The 16,728-nt window shown below is 64.5% G+C and carries 14 protein-coding genes and 1 tRNA gene; 8 read left to right on the top strand and 7 right to left on the bottom strand.

The genetic code is table 11. From position 1 onward, the window contains the following. Positions 1 to 133: 133 nt before the first annotated feature. The 4 genes from HWV67_RS25360 to HWV67_RS25345 form a co-directional block, all read right to left on the bottom strand. A tRNA-Met gene (locus HWV67_RS25360) sits at positions 134 to 210 on the bottom strand. Positions 211 to 303: 93 nt separating this feature from the next. Continuing rightward, positions 304 to 2,727 (bottom strand): TonB-dependent siderophore receptor, encoded by a 2,424-nt coding sequence (locus HWV67_RS25355; RefSeq protein ID WP_175653254.1) that lies wholly within the window; start codon positions 2,725 to 2,727, stop codon positions 304 to 306. Between the two features lie 94 nt (positions 2,728 to 2,821). Continuing rightward, positions 2,822 to 3,754: a FecR family protein gene (locus HWV67_RS25350; RefSeq protein WP_175653253.1), complete on the bottom strand. Its 933-nt coding sequence runs from the start codon at positions 3,752 to 3,754 to the stop codon at positions 2,822 to 2,824. After that, positions 3,751 to 4,272 (bottom strand): RNA polymerase sigma factor, encoded by a 522-nt coding sequence (locus HWV67_RS25345; protein WP_175653252.1) that lies wholly within the window; start codon positions 4,270 to 4,272, stop codon positions 3,751 to 3,753. The genes HWV67_RS25350 and HWV67_RS25345 overlap by 4 nt, the downstream gene beginning before the upstream one ends. 146 nt (positions 4,273 to 4,418) lie before the next feature. On the opposite strand from HWV67_RS25345, the gene HWV67_RS25340 reads away from it, so the two are divergent. From HWV67_RS25340 to HWV67_RS25325, 4 genes are all read left to right on the top strand, one after another. After that, positions 4,419 to 5,627 (top strand): MFS transporter, encoded by a 1,209-nt coding sequence (locus tag HWV67_RS25340; RefSeq protein ID WP_110970938.1) that lies wholly within the window; start codon positions 4,419 to 4,421, stop codon positions 5,625 to 5,627. A 100-nt stretch (positions 5,628 to 5,727) separates the two neighbouring features. Then, positions 5,728 to 7,083: a sensor domain-containing diguanylate cyclase gene (locus HWV67_RS25335; protein WP_175653251.1), complete on the top strand. Its 1,356-nt coding sequence runs from the start codon at positions 5,728 to 5,730 to the stop codon at positions 7,081 to 7,083. 176 nt (positions 7,084 to 7,259) lie between these two features. Next, positions 7,260 to 9,617, top strand: coding sequence for a TonB-dependent receptor (locus HWV67_RS25330; protein WP_175653250.1), 2,358 nt, complete (start codon positions 7,260 to 7,262; stop codon positions 9,615 to 9,617). A gap of 61 nt (positions 9,618 to 9,678) precedes the next feature. Further along, positions 9,679 to 10,464, top strand: coding sequence for a tetratricopeptide repeat protein (locus HWV67_RS25325; RefSeq protein ID WP_175653249.1), 786 nt, complete (start codon positions 9,679 to 9,681; stop codon positions 10,462 to 10,464). Here HWV67_RS25325 and HWV67_RS25320 read toward each other — a convergent pair. Further along, positions 10,400 to 11,749 (bottom strand): HAMP domain-containing sensor histidine kinase, encoded by a 1,350-nt coding sequence (locus HWV67_RS25320; RefSeq protein WP_175653248.1) that lies wholly within the window; start codon positions 11,747 to 11,749, stop codon positions 10,400 to 10,402. The two genes, HWV67_RS25325 and HWV67_RS25320, sit on opposite strands and share 65 nt — an antisense overlap. Continuing rightward, positions 11,746 to 12,462 carry a response regulator transcription factor gene (locus tag HWV67_RS25315; protein WP_175653247.1) on the bottom strand — a complete coding sequence of 239 codons (717 nt, stop codon included), beginning with the start codon at positions 12,460 to 12,462 and terminating at the stop codon, positions 11,746 to 11,748. Before HWV67_RS25315 ends, HWV67_RS25320 begins: the two co-directional genes overlap by 4 nt. A gap of 143 nt (positions 12,463 to 12,605) precedes the next feature. On the opposite strand from HWV67_RS25315, the gene HWV67_RS31560 reads away from it, so the two are divergent. From HWV67_RS31560 to HWV67_RS25305, 3 genes are all read left to right on the top strand, one after another. After that, on the top strand, positions 12,606 to 12,749 hold the full coding sequence (locus tag HWV67_RS31560) for a hypothetical protein (protein ID WP_218585619.1): 144 nt from the start codon (positions 12,606 to 12,608) through the stop codon (positions 12,747 to 12,749). A gap of 105 nt (positions 12,750 to 12,854) precedes the next feature. Then, positions 12,855 to 14,012, top strand: coding sequence for an MFS transporter (locus HWV67_RS25310; RefSeq protein ID WP_175653246.1), 1,158 nt, complete (start codon positions 12,855 to 12,857; stop codon positions 14,010 to 14,012). Between the two features lie 392 nt (positions 14,013 to 14,404). Next, complete coding sequence (locus tag HWV67_RS25305; protein WP_175653245.1) at positions 14,405 to 14,725, top strand: hypothetical protein; 321 nt, start codon at positions 14,405 to 14,407, stop codon at positions 14,723 to 14,725. A gap of 88 nt (positions 14,726 to 14,813) precedes the next feature. Here the strand turns inward: HWV67_RS25305 and HWV67_RS25300 are convergent, their stop codons facing one another. Then, positions 14,814 to 15,398: a TetR/AcrR family transcriptional regulator gene (locus HWV67_RS25300; protein ID WP_175653244.1), complete on the bottom strand. Its 585-nt coding sequence runs from the start codon at positions 15,396 to 15,398 to the stop codon at positions 14,814 to 14,816. 126 nt (positions 15,399 to 15,524) lie between these two features. Here HWV67_RS25300 and HWV67_RS25295 point away from each other — a divergent pair, with 126 nt between their 5' ends. Continuing rightward, positions 15,525 to 16,724, top strand: coding sequence for an MFS transporter (locus HWV67_RS25295; RefSeq protein WP_256680202.1), 1,200 nt, complete (start codon positions 15,525 to 15,527; stop codon positions 16,722 to 16,724). Positions 16,725 to 16,728: the final 4 nt, after the last annotated feature.

The following is a 16,728-nucleotide window of genomic DNA, read 5'->3' as shown; positions in this document are numbered from 1 at the left end:
TTGCTGTACCAAAAGGGCCTCATCAGCGATGAGGCCCTTTTGGTTTTGCCCGAATTACAGGCACAAAAAAGCCCGCGCAAGGCGGGCTTTTTTGTTTGCCTCAAAATTGCTTTCGCAACTTCAGGGCGGGGTATGGTGGCTACACAGGGACTTGAACCCCGGACCCCAGCATTATGAATGCTATGCTCTAACCAACTGAGCTATGTAGCCAAGTGGCGCGCATTATTCGCTTGAAACGAATATCTGTCAACACTCTATTTCAAAAAATTTTGCGCGCTATCAACCGCTTAGCCGAATGCGGCGTCAGAAGTCGTATTTGAAGCCGGTCATGAGGCTGCGCGGCGTGCCGTAGTTGCCGTAGCTGCTGGTCATGCTGAAGTATTTTTGGTCGAACACGTTGTCCAGGTTCACCGTCGCGCTCAGGTTCTGGCTGATCTGGTAGCGCGCCATCAGGTTGGTCACGGCGTAGCTGCCCTGGGTGAAGGTGTGCAGGTCGTTGCCCACCTTGCTCTGCCAGTTCACGCCGCCCCCCACCGTCAGTTTGTCCAGCGCGCCCGGCAGGCGGTAGCTGGTGTAGGTCTTCAGGCTGTGCCGCGGCAGGATGGTGTAGATGCGCTGGTCATCCTTGTCCGTGGTGGTGGTGTAGACGTAACCCGCCGCCGCTTGCCAGCCTTGCGCCAATTCGCCGCTGAGTTCGAGCTCCACGCCTCTGGAGGTGGTGTCCTGCTCGGCCGAGTACACGTTGTCGTGCTGCCAGATGGCGAGGTTGTCCTGCTCCAGCTTGAACACGGCCAGGCTGGAGTTCAGCTTGCCGTCCAGGTGGCTGCCCTTGATGCCGATCTCGTAGCCCACGCCTTCCATCGGGTCGAATGGTTTGTTGTCTTCGTCGCGTACCCACGAACCCTGCGGGCTGAAGATCTTGGTGTAGCTGGCGTAAAGCGACCAGGTGTCGTCCAGGTCGTAGACCACCCCGGTGTACGGGATGAACACGCCGGTTTCCTTGCGATTGACCTCGGTCTTGGGCGCGTCGTAGGGGGTGTCCTCGGTGTCGCGTTTCCAGTCGATCACCCGGCTGCCGAGGATCAGTTTCAGGTCGTCGGTCAGGTTCAGGCGCGTGGTGGCGTAGGCGGCGTACTGGTTTTCTTCCATGCGCGACTTGCCGGATTCGGTGAACTCCGGTTTGAGCTGCCTGCCATCCCAATCAAAGATGTTGCCCACCGCCGCATCCGGCGTGGCGTTGTAGTCATAGCGCCAGCCGCCCCAGCTCGGCACGTGCTCGCGGTACTGCGACAGGGTCACGCCGGTGATCAGCTCATGCTCGCGCCCCAGCAGGCTGAACGGGCCGGTCAGGTAGGCGTCGAGGTTGTTCTGGCGCGGGGTGCCGGAAAAGCGCACCGGCAATTGCGACAGGCCGCTGCCATCGGTGTTCAGGTTGCCCATCAGGAAGCCGAACAGCTCGTCGAACTGGTTTTCCGAATGGCTGAATTCGACCTTGCCGCTCCAGCCGTTGCCCAACTGATGCTCGATCGAGGCGAAGAAGCTGGTCTGCACGTGGTCGTTGTAGGACCAGGTCGGCGCGCTGTTGATCGACCGGCTCAGGTTGGTCCGCTCGCCCGTGGCGAAGCGGGTGGGCAGGCCGGTACGCAGGGGCGAGTCGACGTCGGTGCGCTGGTAGCTGAAGCCCGCGGTCAACAGGGTGTCTTCGCTCAGGTCGAACTCGGTGATGCCGTAGAGCGTCTGGGCATCGAGCTTGTAGCGATCGACCCAGGCGTGCTCGCTCTTGATGTCTGCCACCAGTCGCCCGCGCACGTTGCCGCTTTCATTCAGCGGGCCGGAAACATCGAAGCCGCCGCCATAACGATCCCAGTTACCGACCGAGCCGGTGATGCTCGCCTGGCTTTCATAGGTCGGGCGCTTGCGGATCAGGTTGATGGTCGCCGACGGGTTGCCCATGCCGCTGATCAGGCCGCTGGCGCCGCGGACCACTTCGACGCGGTCGTACATGGCCATGCTCTGGGTGTAGTTGTCCATGCGCGCGACGGTGGGTACGCCGTCGATTTCGTAGTTCTGCACCGCAAAGCCACGGGACCAGTAGGCGTCGCTTTCCGCGCCGAGCCCGTCGCGGGTGACGATGATCCCGGGCGTGGCTTCCAGTGCGTCGGACAGGTTGGTCAGGCGCTGGTCATCCAGGCGCTGGCGGGTCATCACGGTCAGCGACTGCGGGGTTTCCTTCGGGCTGAGGTTGAGCCGCGTCGAGCTGCTGGAGGAATAAGTGGTGTACAGCCCGGTGCCTTCGGTGGTCGAACCCGGCGCCTTGCCGGAAATGCTCAGGGCATCCAGTTGCAGGCTGCCGCCGCCGAGGTTTACCGGTAGGTCGAGGAGGAAGCTGTTGGCGTTGGGCTGGGTCAGCCGCGCGCCGGTGCCTTCGGTGAGGCGCTGGATGGCCTCGTCGGCGCTGAGCCGGCCTTGCACGCCGGGCGAGCGCAGGCCGCCGACCTGGCTGCTCTGGTAGATCACCTGATAACCGCTCTGCGCGCTGAACTGGTCGAGCGCATCCGCCAGCGGCTGGGCGCCGATGGTGAAGTCGAAACGCTGGGCCTGGGCTTCACGGGTGCTGGTCTCGGCAGCCTGCAAGGTGCCGGCCGGCAACGCGGAGACCAGGGTCGCGGCCAGGATGGCGCGGGCCAGTGGCAAGCGTTTGAAGGCGAAATCGAATGGGTACTGCATAGGTCCTCCCCCAAGAATACAAATGGTAATGCTTCTTATGTGGAGGTGTGACGCAGCAGGTTCTGGAATTACCGGACGCCCGCGAAAAAAATTCTCAGCGCACGATCAGCCAGCGCCCGGCGAGGGAATCGGCGCGCAATTTCTGACTGCTGAGCAGGGCGTCGAGGGCGTTGTCGGCCTGGTCGAGGTTGAAGCTGCCGCTGACCAGACGCTGGCCGGCAGCGGCGTCGAGCAACAGCAGGGATTGCCCCTGATAATCGGCCAGCCGCTGCAGGACGTCGCGCAGCGGTACATCGCGAACGCGCAACTGACCGTCGCGCCAAGCCAGCAGGCGTTCGGCATCCACCGCTTGCGGCGGATCGATCTGCTCGCCGTGCACCGTCAGGCGCTGGCCGGGAATGAGGACCTGAGTCTGCGTGCCGGCGAGCACTTGCACCTTGCCGCTTTCCAGCACCACTTCATCGACCCCGTCGCTGCGCGCGACCGAGAAACGGGTGCCGAGCACCCGCACCTGGGCATCATCGACGTTGACCACGAACGGCCGGCCATCGTGTTTCACCTCAAGGAACAGTCGCCCCTGGCGCAGGTGCAGCGTTCGAATCGCGCCGTTCAGGTCGACATCCACGACGCTGTTGCTGTCCACGCGCAGTTGCGAGCCATCGGCCAGGGTGAAGCTGCCGCGTTCACCGGCGCGGGTGGAGTAGTCGCTGTTCAGGCGTTGCAGGGCTGGCCATTGCAGCCAGGCAACCCCCGCCGCCAGCAGCAGGCAGGCGGCGGTCGCCAACTGGGGCCAGCGCTTGCCGCGCACGCGCTCGGCTTTACGCACTCGCCGGGCCGGCAGTTCAAGCACCTGCCACAGCGACTCGACCTCGGCGAAAGCCCGCGCGTTTTCCGGCGTCTCGCGCCACTGCTCGAACGCTTGCCGTTCGGCCACACTCACGTCCTCGGCGCGCAGCCGGGTAAACCAGTCCAGCGCTTGTTGCGCGGGATCGGCGGCGAGGTCGGTGGGAGAGGGCGAGACGGTCATGACGATTCGGTCTGGTTGCGCGCATGCAGGGCGGCGGCTGCGCAGTGGCTCAAGGCTTTGTTCAGGTGACGCTCGACGGCGCGGGGCTCCAGGCCCAGCTTCGCGGCGATGTCCTTGTAGCTCATTTGCTCGACCCGGGCCAGCAGAAAAACCTCGCGGGTCGGCGAGGGCAGACCGTCGATCAGCCGCTCCAGATGCGCCAGGGTATTACCCGCCACGGCGCTGCGTTCCGGGCTGGTTTCGGTGAGCAATTGTTCCAGCGCCTGCTCGTCATTGACCCCGCGCACCCGATTGCGGCGGGCGTGATCAATGCTCAGGTTACTGGCGATGCGGTACAGGAAGGCGCGCAGGTTGCCGACTTCGCCGCGCTCGCTGTGCATCAAACGGATAAAGGCATCCTGCAGCAGGTCGCTGGCGGTCTCGCGGCAGCGCGTGCGGCGGGTGAGAAAGGCCATCAGCTCGCTGCGGTGGCGCTGGTAGAGCCCCGCCAGGCTTCGGTCTTCCTGATCCTCGGACATGCTGGGCGCCGCGCAGGTGAAGTGAGCGGCGATGCTAACGTTATTGAGAATTGTTCACAAGCAAGTGTTCGGCAAAAAGAATAGTGCGCTTGCTAACGATTTCGCCATAATCGGATCCTTTCCTGCCCTCCGATGGATGTTGTCCCATGTCCTCAAGTACCGCCGCGCCAACCGCGTCCGCTGCCAGCCAGAGCAGCCCGCTGGTGATGCGCATCATCGCCGCCTGCGCCCTGGCGCATCTGATCAACGACCTGATCCAGGCGGTGCTGCCGTCGATTTATCCCCTGCTCAAGGCCAACTATGACCTGAGTTTCGCCCAGGTCGGCCTGATTACCCTGACCTTCCAGATCACCGCCTCGCTGCTGCAACCGGCGGTGGGTTTCTACACCGACCGCAAGCCCATGCCCAACCTGCTGCCGCTCGGCACCTTGTGCACTCTGGTGGGCATTGTGATGCTGGCGTACGTCGGCAGCTTCCCGATGATCCTGCTGGCCGCCGGGCTGGTGGGTATCGGCTCATCGACCTTCCACCCGGAAACCTCGCGCATCGCCCGGCTCGCCTCGGGCGGGCGCTATGGCCTGGCCCAGTCGACCTTCCAGGTCGGCGGCAACGCCGGTTCGGCGTTCGGCCCGCTGCTGGCGGCGGCGATCATCATTCCGTTCGGCCAAGGCAATGTCGCCTGGTTCGGCCTGTTCGCCGTGGCGGCGGTGATCGTGACCTACGGCCTGAGCCGCTGGTACCGCGAGCACCTCAACCTGTTCAAGGCCAAGGCCGGCCAGGCCGCGACCCACGGCCTGTCCCGCGGGCGGGTGATCGGCGCGCTGGTGGTACTGGGGCTGCTGGTGTTCTCCAAGTACTTCTACATGTCCAGCCTGACCAGCTACTACACCTTCTACCTGATCGAGAAGTTCGACCTGTCGGTGGGCAGCTCGCAATTGCACCTGTTCCTGTTCCTCGGGGCGGTGGCGGCCGGCACCTTCTTCGGCGGGCCGATCGGCGACCGTATCGGCCGCAAGGCGGTGATCTGGTTCTCCATTCTCGGCGTGGCGCCGTTCACCCTGGCGCTGCCGTATGCGGATCTGTTCTGGACCAGCGTGCTCAGCGTGATCATCGGCTTCATCCTCGCTTCGGCGTTCTCGGCGATCGTGGTGTACGCGCAAGAGCTGGTGCCGGGTAATGTCGGCATGATCGCTGGGGTGTTCTTCGGCCTGATGTTCGGCTTCGGCGGCATCGGCGCGGCGCTGTTGGGTTACCTCGCGGACATCCACGGCATCGAGTACGTCTATTACCTGTGCTCGTTCCTGCCGCTGCTGGGGATTCTGGCGATCCTGCTGCCGTCTACGAAAAAGCGCTGACAGGCCTGAAGCGCCACGTTACGTCGGATTTGCCGGGTGAGGCTCCGATCCAGTAACGTGGCGCTTTGCAATCGCCCGGTTGTTCTCCGAAGTAGCCCCTATGCCCAACGCCCCCGATCCTGAGCCACTCCCCGAAGCACAGGAAGTCCTGCGCCTGCGGGAAATCATCGCGCACAACTCCGACTGGCTCTGGGAAGTGGACAGCCAGGGCCGCTACACCTTCTGCTCCGAGCACAGCCGACAGATGCTCGGCTTCGCGCCGAGCGAGGTGCTGGGCAAGACGCCGTTCGATTTCATGCCGCCGGACGAAGCTGCGCGGGTCGGGGCGATCTTCGGTGGGATCGCCGCCGAGCAGCGTCCTTTCGCCGGGTTGATCAACCGCAATATCCGCTCCGATGGCCGTCTGGTGGTGCTGGAAACCAGCGGCGTGCCGCTGTTCGACGCGCAGGGCAACTTCACCGGCTACCGCGGCATCGACCGTGACGTCACTCCCGGCATCGGCCCGCTGGACCGCCGCGAAGTGCAGCTCGAAGCGCTGTACGCCGCGGCGTCCGTGGCGTTGGGCCTGGTGGACCGGCAGGGCGTGCTGGTCAACGTCAACCGGGCCCTGGGCCAGCTGCTCGGCGGCGATGCCGCGCAACTGGTCGGCCAGCCGCTGCCTGCGTTGTTGCCCGTTGAGCAACTGGACCTGGCGCAGTGCCTCGCTGATCTGGAACGCGACCAGGTGCTGGCCGACCGTGAAGTGGACTGGCAGGGCCGCACCTACCTGATGAAAGTCGGCGCGGTGCGCGACCTCGACAACGAAGTGCTCGGCCTGACCCTGGCCCTCAGTGACATCACCGAGCAATGCCTGATGCGCCAGGCGCTGGCCAAGACCAATGCGCAACTGGCCGAAGCCAACGCGCGCCTGCAGGCGCTGGCCAGCGAAGACTTCCTCACCGGCCTGCCCAACCGCCGCCGCTTCGACGAGGCGCTGCTGCAGGAGAAGGCCCGCTCTCGCCGCGAAAGCCGACCGCTGTCGCTGTTGATGGTGGACGTCGACCACTTCAAGGTGTTCAACGATCACTACGGTCATCAGGCGGGCGATGAATGCCTGCGCAAGATCGCCATGCTGCTCGGCCAGTCCTTGCTGCGCCCGGGGGATCAGGTCTGCCGTTATGGCGGCGAAGAGTTCGCGGTGATCCTCCCCGACACCGACGCCCATGGCGCGCGCACTGTCGCTCGCGAGCTGTGCCAGGAAATCTACGACGCCAATCTCAGCCACGCCGACAGCCCGCTGGGCCGGGTGACCCTGAGCATCGGCAGCGCCAGTCACGACCCTGGCCGCCCGGGCCAGAGTGTGGCGCTCACGGCGCTGCTGCGGGTGGCGGACCTGGCGCTGTATCGCGCCAAGCAGGAGGGCCGCAACCGACTGGTCGAGGGCGGTTCGCTCGCCGAGGACGTTTCGACTTTGTAAGGTTTGTCAGCACGCTACTGGCAGTCTGCCCCTAGGCTGCAACGGTCCTTCGCGGGCTGGCGGCGAGGTCCGGGTAAAGGCAGGTAAAACGCCTTTTATTGCGAACAGGAATGAATATCTTTCGTGTGCTTGCGCTGGTGCGTCCTGCGTCCCGTACTCTCCGAAGGATCTTTCCGATGTCCGCAAAACCCGATAGCAGTCTGCCTCGACCCTCATTGCTGAAAACCTCCCTTGGCCTGACCATGGCTTCGTTGGCGCTGCCTCAGGGTGCGCAGGCTGCGGAGCCTGTCGAACTGGGCGCGACGGCGATCAAGGGTGAACAGGACGGCGACTACCAGACCCGCCGCATGGCTTCGGAAAAATACACCCAGCCGCTGCGTGACGTACCGCAGAGCATCAGCGTGGTCCCCCGTGAGCTGATCGAACAGCAGAACGCGCAGACCCTCGAAGACGTGCTCAACACCGTGGCGGGCATCACCTTCAATTCGGGTGAAGGCGCGGGCGGGGTGGGCGACACGATCAATATCCGCGGTTTCAACACGGGCACCTACGGCGGTTCCAACGTGTTTATCGACGGCGTGCGCGACTCGGCGTACTACACCCGCTCGGAGATGTTCAACGTGGAGCGGGTCGAGGTGATCAAGGGCTCCAGCTCTTCCACCTGGGGCGCCGGGGTCATCGGCGGGGCGGTCAACATGGTCAGCAAGACCCCGCGCCTGGAAGACTTCAACAAGGTCACCGGCGGCGTCGGCACCGCCGAATACAAGCGCCTGACGCTGGACACCAACCATGTGCTGGACGCCGACCGTGGCGCGGCGTTTCGGCTGAACCTGGTCAAGCACGAGTCGGGCATTAACGGCCGCGACTGGATCGATCGCGAGCGCTGGGGGATCGCACCGTCCCTCGGCCTCGGCCTGGGCACCGACACCCGTTTCATCCTCGGCTACGAGCACCTGGAAGACACCGGCAACTACGACTACGGCATTCCCACCGTGCACGACGGAAAATCGCCACGCCTCAATGGCGGCTCGGTCAGCCGTTATCCGGGGGTCAAATGGGACAGCTACTGGGGCTACCGCAACCTCGACAAGGAAGACAACCGCATCGACCGCCTGAAGCTGAAGTTCGAACACGACTTCAACGACAACATGCGGATCGACAACCAGTTCACCTGGTCGCGCCTGGTGCGTGATTACGTGGTCACCACTCCAGAAGGTAGCTGCCTGTTCCCGACCGGGACGGTGGTCGGCGCCAACGGCACCTGCAACCTCAGCGCCACCAGCGCCCGTTCCGATGGCACCGGCCGACGCCTGATCGGGCCGTCTCGGCACACCGAGAACCAGATCCTCAGCAACCAGACCAACCTGATCTTCAACTTCGATACCGCGGGTATCCACCATGATCTGGTCACCGGTATCGAGCTGAGCAAGGAAAAGCTCTCGCAGAAGAACGGCAGCCTGCGTTACGGCACCCTCGCCAGCCGCTTCGCCGTGGACCCGAGCGATCCGCCGTCGAAGTTCTCCGGTAGCACCGAAAACGCCTACACCTCGCGCAACGATGCGGAGTCCGAGACCAAGGCCTACTACGTCATCGACACCCTCAAGTTCAGTCCGCAGTGGCAAGCCGACGTTTCGGCTCGCCGTGATCACTGGGAAGCGCAGACCACCAAGAGTCTGTCGCGCACGCTCGGCACCAATGGTGTGTTGAGCGATTGGGTGAACGCCGCCGGCTACTTCGATCCCGCCAAGGAAATCCTCACCAGCTACCGCGCGGCGCTGACCTACAAGCCGGCGGAAAACGGCAGCATCTACATCAGCTACAGCACCGGCGAGCAACCTGGCGCTATTGGCGCGACCGCCGCGGGCGGGGTCAGCGAAACCGATGCCGAACTGACGCCCACCAAGGGCCGCAACTATGAGCTGGGGACCAAATGGGACCTGGTCGACGGTCGCCTGTCGCTGACCGGTGCGCTGTTCCGTACCGAATCCACCGGACCGGTGGAAATCGATGCCACCACGGGCGACAAGGCCAACCTCAAGTACCGGGTCGACGGCGTGGAGCTGGGCGCCAGCGGCAACATCACCGATGCCTGGTCGATGTTCGCCACCTACAGCTACCTCGACAGCGTGATTCTGGAAGATGAGCGCGGCTACTCCGACACCCGCTTCGACCGTCCGGGCGGCAGCCAGAAAGGCATCGAGATGTCCAACGTGCCGAAGCACGCGGCGAGCATCTGGACCAGCTACCGCCTGAATGATCGCTGGAGCCTGGATTACGGCGTGCGTTACGTCGGCGAGAAGTACATCGGCCTCGGCCAGCAGGGCGGCAACGTCACCAAGGCCCAGCGTGCCGAAGTGCCGGCCTATGTCGTGCACAACGCCGCGGTCAAATGGCAGACCACCGATGAACTGGGCTTGCGCCTGAACCTGGTCAACCTCTTCGACAAGCACTACTTCCGCCAGTACAACGGCCGTGGTTTTGGCGTGCCGGGTGAAGGTCGCGGTGCGCAACTGACCGCCGAATACAGCTTCTGATCCTGTCGTCACCACGCCCCGCCCGCGATTCGCGGGCGGGGCTTTTTCACTGAGGGCGGTTATGAGCACTCCTGATCTTGGCTGGCTCGGTCTCTATGCCCGCGAGCCCGATTACGCCGCGCGCCTGATTCTCAGCGCGGCGGCCAATGGCAACCTCGACGCCCAGGCGCGGCTGGGGCAGATTCTCCTCGATGGCCGCGGCATCGCCCACGACCCGCAATTGGCGCTGCGCTGGTTCACCATTGCCGCGGACGCCGGGCATGTCGCCGCGCGCAACATGCTCGGACGCTGCTGGCAGATGGGCTGGGGCTGTGCGATCGACCTGGCCGTGGCAGCGCGGCATTACCGCATGGCGGCAGACCAGCGTGACGACTGGGGGCGTTACAACTACGCCAACATGCTCGCCAAGGGCTGGGGCGTCACCCGCGACCTGGCGGCGGCGCTGTCGTACTACCAGCTAGCGGCGAACAACGGTCACGCCAAGGCTATGAACCTGGTGGGGCGTTTTCATGAGGAAGGCTGGGAAGTGCCGCCGGACCTCGACGTGGCGTTCGACTGGTATCAGCGGTCAGCGCTGGCCGGCGATTTTCGCGGCCAGTGCAGCTACGCCTCGCAACTGGTGGCGCGGGGCAAGCTGGACGAAGCGCTGGTGTGGTTGCGCCGCGCCATGACCACCGCGACCGTGCCCTTTCTGCAGACTATGGCCAGCGCCTTGCTGGGCTCGCCGCATGTGGCACTGCGTGAGTTGGCGCTGCAGATGCGCGGCCTCGCCGAGCAGCGTCTCAGGCTGTCGGCAAGCGCATGTTCAGACTCAACCCCGGGTGCGTATTTGCGGCCCACAGCGTGACACCTTGCAGCGCCAAGGCACTCTTGGCGATGCTCAGGCCCAGGCCGAAACCACCGTCGGCAGGCCGCGCGCCATTGAGCCGAACGAAGGGCTCGAAGATGCGCTGAAGATCGGCGTCTTCCACTCCAGGACCCTCATCGCGCACGCGAATGTGCCAGGCGTCGCCGTGGCGCTCGCCTTCGAGAAATACCCGGCCGCCTTCCGGTGAGTGGCGAATGGCATTGCGCAGCAGGTTTTCCAGCGCGTGGTGCAGGCCGTTGAGGTTGCCGAGGATCAGGCAGTCGTCGCCCAGGTGGCAGGGCATGCGCCGGGCGTCCCAGCCGGATTCGAAGCAGGCATTGTCGACGAGGATGTCCCACAAGCGCGCCAACGCGATGCACTCACGCTCCACCTGGGGTTTCTCGGTATCCAGCCAGGCCAGTTTCAAGGTGTTTTCCACCAGCCGGCCCATGACTTCCATTTCCTGATCCAGGCGCTGCTGCAACTCATCCAGCCCCGTGGCGCTCTCGCGCGCCACGCACAGCCGGCTCATCGGCGTGCGCAGTTCATGTGACAGGTCTCGCAGTAGCTGGCGCTGGAATTCCAGGCTGCCTTGCAGGCGGTCGCTCATGTGATTGAACGCACCTGCCAGCTCGCCCAACTCGTCCTTGCGCGCACACAGCGGGGCGGGCAGGCGCTGGTCGAGGTTGTCGCCCTTGAGGTTGTTGGCCTGCTCGCGCAATTGGCGCAAGGGCCGCAGCAGGTGACGCTGGATGTAGAGGCCCAGCAGCAGGCAGGCCAGCAGCGGTGGAAGCAGAACGGCCATGCCGCGGTACAGCGGCCAACTGCTGTCGGCGAGAAAGCGCGGTGGCAGTTGCAGCACCAGCGCGCCGTGTTCGGCGTTCTCGGGGAAGGGCAGTATGACGTCGGGCACGGTGTTGAAACGGTTGCGTCGCACCGGGCTGTCGAGGCTGCGCAGGAACGTCAGGCGGCGCACATCGTCGTCGCCCAGCGCAACGCCGGTCAGGGATTGCAACTGACGGTCGATGAGCACCGCCCAGACGCCTTCGTGCTGGCGGAAATCCCTCAGCCAGATATCCGCGCCCTCGGCGCCGCCGCGCCGCCAGGCCTGCTCGGCGGCCCGAGCGTCCGCCAGCAGTTCTTCGCGTTGCGCTGCGGGCAGATAGGCCGTGGTGAGTTCGGCGGTCGCGCTCCACGACCAACTCAACCACAGCGTCAGCAGGATCGCTGTGGCCAGGACGCCGAGCAGCCGCCAGAGGATCGAATGGTGATTGAACGACCTCACGCTTCGGTGGCGTCCAGCCGGTAGCCCTGGTTGCGCAGTGTGAGGATCGCCAGTTCGGTGCAGTGCGCCAGTTGCAGTTTTCGCCGGATGTGGCTGATGTGCATGTCCAGGCTGCGGTCCCCGGCGCTGTACTCGCGGTGCAGCACCTGGCTGTACAGGGTGCGTTTGTCGAGCACTTCGCCGCGGTACTGCCAGAGCAGGCGCAGCAGGCGGAATTCGCTGTCGGTCAGGTCCAGCCAGGACTGCGCGTAGCGGGCGTCGTTGCGTCGGGTCGAGAAATACAGCGGGCCTTCTGCGGTCACGGGCTGCTGTTGCTGCCGGGCCAGTCGCCGCTCAAGGTGAATGCGCCGCAACACGGCGTTAATCCGCGCATTCAATTCCGTCATGCTGAACGGCTTGGGCAGGTAGTCGTCGGCGCCGTAGGTAAAGCCGGTGGTACGGTCCTGTTCCTCGCCGAGTGCCGACAGCAGGATGACCGGCGTGCCCTTGTCGCGGTGCAGCGACTGCAGCACGTCCAGGCCATTGAGGCCGGGCAGCAGAATGTCGAGCAGGACCAGATCGAAATCGTAGACCTGGGCCAGCTCCAGTCCCTGGCGACCGTCGCCGCACAAGGTCACTTCGAACCCTTCCCGGCTGAGAAAGGCATGCAGATGGTTGCCGAGAACCGGGTCGTCCTCGATGGCAAGGATGCGTTGAGCGCTGTTGAGAGACATAGGGTGAGAACGAGAATGAATTTCAGTCGATTCTACTGGCTGTGTGCTAGCAGACCAAGGGCTGTGCCCAGCCGATTGACGGCGGCCGAGGCCATGGCCTAGAGTGCCGGCCCTTTCCAGTCCTTCATCGCTGTAGCCGAACCATGACCTGCGTGACTTCTTCCTTCACCGCTCAACTGCCCGTCGCCCGGGCCGTTCGTCGTGACTGGCCGAGTGACACGGTGCTCAAGCGCCGGCGCAGCGTGCTGTTCGCCTTCACCTTCTCGCCACACCGCACCCTCCGCTGACCTCTCGCGGGCCGCTTCCGGTCCGTTCGTCTTTTTTGTCATCGAGCGTGCCTGTGCCCGCGCGTGAGCCCTTTGCCTCATGCGTCGGTGGTTGTGGAGTGAGTTGTGAACAAGCGTTTTCTCTGCGGTCTGTTGTTTGTCGTTTCCATCATCGGTTTCAGCCTCGGCGCCACCTTGCCGCTGGTCTCCTTGCGCCTGCTGGAGTCCGGCGCCAGCAGCCTGCGCATCGGCATTCTCTCTGCGATGCCGGCCGCGGGCATGATGCTTTCGGCGTTTCTCGTCGATGCCTGCTGTCGCCACCTGACCCGGCGCACCATCTACCTGCTCAGTTTCAGCATCTGCGCCCTCAGCGTGGTGTTGATCGAGTGGGCGTTTTCCTCGATCTACCTGCTGGCCGCGTTGCGTGTCGGGCTGGGCATCGGCATGGGCGTGGCGATCATCCTTGGCGAGTCCTGGGTCAACGAACTGAGCGAAGAGCACAACCGCGGCAAGGTCATGGCGCTGTACGCCACGGCGTTCACCGGTTGCCAGATGCTCGGCCCGGCCATGCTGTCGTTGGTGGGCGCGCAGGGGCCGTGGCTGATCGTCATGGTGTCGGTGGGGTACGCGCTGGCGCTGGCGTGCATCGTCTGGACGGTGCCGAACGATCATGTCGAGCATGGCGACGAGGGTGAAAAGAGTTTCTCCCTGGCCGGTTTCTTCCGTGTCGCGCCGGCCTTGTGCATGGGCGTGCTGTTCTTCTCGTTCTTCGACGCGGTGATCCTCTCGCTACTGCCGGTCTACGCCACCAACCACGCTTTCGCGGTGGGCGTGGCGGCGTTGATGGTGACGGTGATTCTGACCGGCGACATGCTGTTCCAGTTGCCTATCGGCTGGCTCGCCGACCGCTGCGAGCGAACTCTGGTGCATCTGGTGTGCGGCGTGGTGGCGATGCTGATCGGCCTGGCGCTGCCGTGGCTGATCCAGGTGCAGTGGCTGTTGTGGCCGGCGCTGGTGTTGCTCGGCGCGGTGGCGGGCGGGGTTTATACCTTGGCGCTGGTGCTGATCGGGCAGCAGTTCAAGGGGCAGGATCTGGTGACGGCCAATGCCAGTGTCGGTTTGCTGTGGGGCGTGGGCAGCCTGATCGGGCCGCTGGTCAGCGGCGCGGCAATGGACGTGGCGCCGCACGGGCTGCCGATGGCGCTGGCGGTGATGGCGGCGTTGTTCGTGTGCTTTGCGCGGTCGGCGAATAGGAAGGCGTATCGGGTGTCGGTGGCGGAGTGAGGGTTGGGTTTCTCTCTGGCTTGTAGGCGCGAGCTTGCTCGCGATGAAGGTGTCGCATATTGCAACGAAAACCTCTCGACTTCCGGCTTTCGTGTAGGCAACTTCCCAAGCATACTCCTGCGCCCTATCTGCCGTTGCGCCCTGTGGAATCGCTGCCTAGTCTTGCCCCGTCGCTGATTTCCAGCGACCGGCTTTGACAGGCCGATCAGTAGAAACCTGCAGTGCCAACTCGCCGCCCAAGCGTTCAGCGTTTGAGCACCGTGTTATGGCGGCTGTACGTGGGGCGCATGTGTTGCGCGCCGGGTTCCTCTACTCTCGGTCTGTCAACCCGCGTACAGCTGCCACCTGATGTTTGACAGCAACTGGTGGTCGCTCCACTGGTAGAGGTTGTCATGAAAAAGATTGTCCCGGATCCCCCCGTAGTCCTGCGCGGCACCACCACCGACATGCCCTTCGCGTACCTCGACGGCCAGCCCGTCCCACTGATTGCCGTCTGTGCCGGCAGCGAAATCGAACCCGCCTTGAAACAGCTTTCCCGGCTGATCTGCTCAGCCTACGAAACCAACCTTCTTGCCAGCGACAATGCGGGGCTTCAGATCGAAGACATACTCTGGTCGACCCAGTTCACCCTGGAAACGTCGCGGGCATTGATCGGGTCGATACTGGCCGGCATTGAGTTGCAACGCGGCGCCATTGGGGCATGTGGTGGCTGAGAGGTGCTTGTCGGCAGTTTTCTAGCGCTCTTGAGATCGAGCGCCGCCCGCGCGGCGCTCGATCTTGAGGGCGCTGCAGATCTGCCGACTAGCGAATCAAAATACCCCGCAACAACACCCCCAACGCCTCGCTCGCCTGAGCCAGTCGTTCGTCCCCCGCTTCAGTTTCGGCGATCCACACCGCCGCTTCCGCCAGGCTGCCGTAGATCAGCCGCGCCAACGCCTGCGGGTCCAGTGCCACCACGGTTTTCTCCGCGATCAATTGCTCGATCAGCGCCTGCATCGACGCAATGCAGTGCTGCTGTGACTCCGCCGACGCACCGCCCAGCACGGCGCGGGCATCGCGCAGGACGATGCGCTGGATTTCCGGTTCCAGGGCCATTTGCAGATACACCTCACAGCGGGTGCGGAAGCCGTCCCAGGTGTTTTCGGCGGTCTCGGAGATGGCGTTCAGGCGCTCGTCCATTTCCGCGTCGATCTGCTCGACCACAGCCGCCAGCAAACCCTTCTTGTCGCCGAAATGATGGTAAAGCGCGCCCCGGGTCAGGCCCGCCTGTGCGGTGAGTTCGTCCATCGACGCCGCGGCGTAGCCGGTTTCGCTGAACGCCTTGCGGGCCGTGGCCAGCAGGGCGGCACGGGTTTCTTCCATTTCGGCGCGGGTACGGCGAGCCATCGGTTTCTCCTGGGTGAGGGGTTTACATACGTCTCGTATGTAAATAGGCTTTTATTCATACGAGCCGTATGTATTTTTCCCGCCGCCTGCCGCAATGGCAAGCGCGAGATGCCAAGGAGCGCGAAATTGAACAACCCTTATCGATCACTTTTTGACCACCCCGGTACCCGGAGCTTTGTCCTGGCCGGGCTGTTGGCGCGCCTTGCCCTACCGATGACCGGCATCGGCATCATCACGATGCTGGCTCAACTGCGCGGCAGTTATGCGCTGTCCGGGGCGGTGTCGGCGACTTTCGTGCTGACCTACGCGCTGCTGTCGCCGCAGATTTCCCGGCTGGTGGACCGTCATGGGCAGCGCCGGGTATTGCCGCTGGCGACTGTGATCAGCGTGCTGGGCATGGCCTTGCTGCTGCTTGGCAGCCGCTGGCCAGTGGGCGACTGGAGCCTGTTTCTCGGCGCCGCGCTCAGCGGTTTCATGCCGAGCCTGTCGGCGATGGTGCGGGCCCGCTGGACGGCGCTCTATCGCGGGCAGTCGCAGTTGCAGACGGCGTATTCGCTGGAGACGGTGCTGGATGAAGTGAGCTTTATCGCCGGACCGCCACTCTCGGTGGGGTTGTGCGTGGCGTGGTTCCCGCAGGCCGGGCCTTTGGCGGCAGCGCTGTTGCTGGTGATCGGTGTGCTGGCGCTGGTGGCTCAGCGCGGCAGCGAGCCGCCGGTGCTGTCGGCGGAGGAGGTGGGGCACGACAGCGGTTCGGTGATTGGCCTGGGCGAGGTGCGCTTGCTGACGCTGCTGATGGTGGCCATGGGTGTGATCGTCGGCACCGTCGATATCGTCAGCGTGGCCTTCGCCGCAGCACTCGGACAACCGGCCGCCGCGAGCCTGGTGCTGTCGGCCTATGCGTTGGGTTCTTGTGTGGCGGGGCTGGTATTTGGCGCGCTGCGTTTGAATCAGCCGCTGCACCGCTTGTTGCTGCTGGGCGGCCTGGCGACGGCGGCGACGACGGTGCCGTTGTCGCTGGTCGGCGGTATTGCCGGGTTGATGGCTGCGGTGCTGGTGGCGGGGGTGTTCTTCGCGCCGACGATGATCGTGGCGATGTCGCTGGTGGAGCGGGTGGTGCCCGAACAGCGGCTGACCGAAGGCATGACCTGGCTGCTGGCAGGTTTGAATGTCGGCGTGGCGGCGGGCGCGGCGTTGTCCGGGCAGGTGCTGGACGAGGGCGGGGCGCACGCTGGTTTCGCGGTGGCGCTGGCGGCGGGCGGCGCGGTGCTGCTGGTGGCGGTGTTGGGCTACTGGCGGTTGCGCGAGCGTCAGACGGCGCCGGCCTGAGCCC

Origin of the sequence: Pseudomonas sp. Marseille-P9899, from assembly GCF_903166565.1 — a bacterium.
Classification (GTDB): Bacteria; Pseudomonadota; Gammaproteobacteria; order Pseudomonadales; family Pseudomonadaceae; genus Aquipseudomonas; species Aquipseudomonas huaxiensis.
Note: the sequence above shows the minus strand (reverse complement) of the source record. Positions and strands in the feature narration are given on the sequence as shown.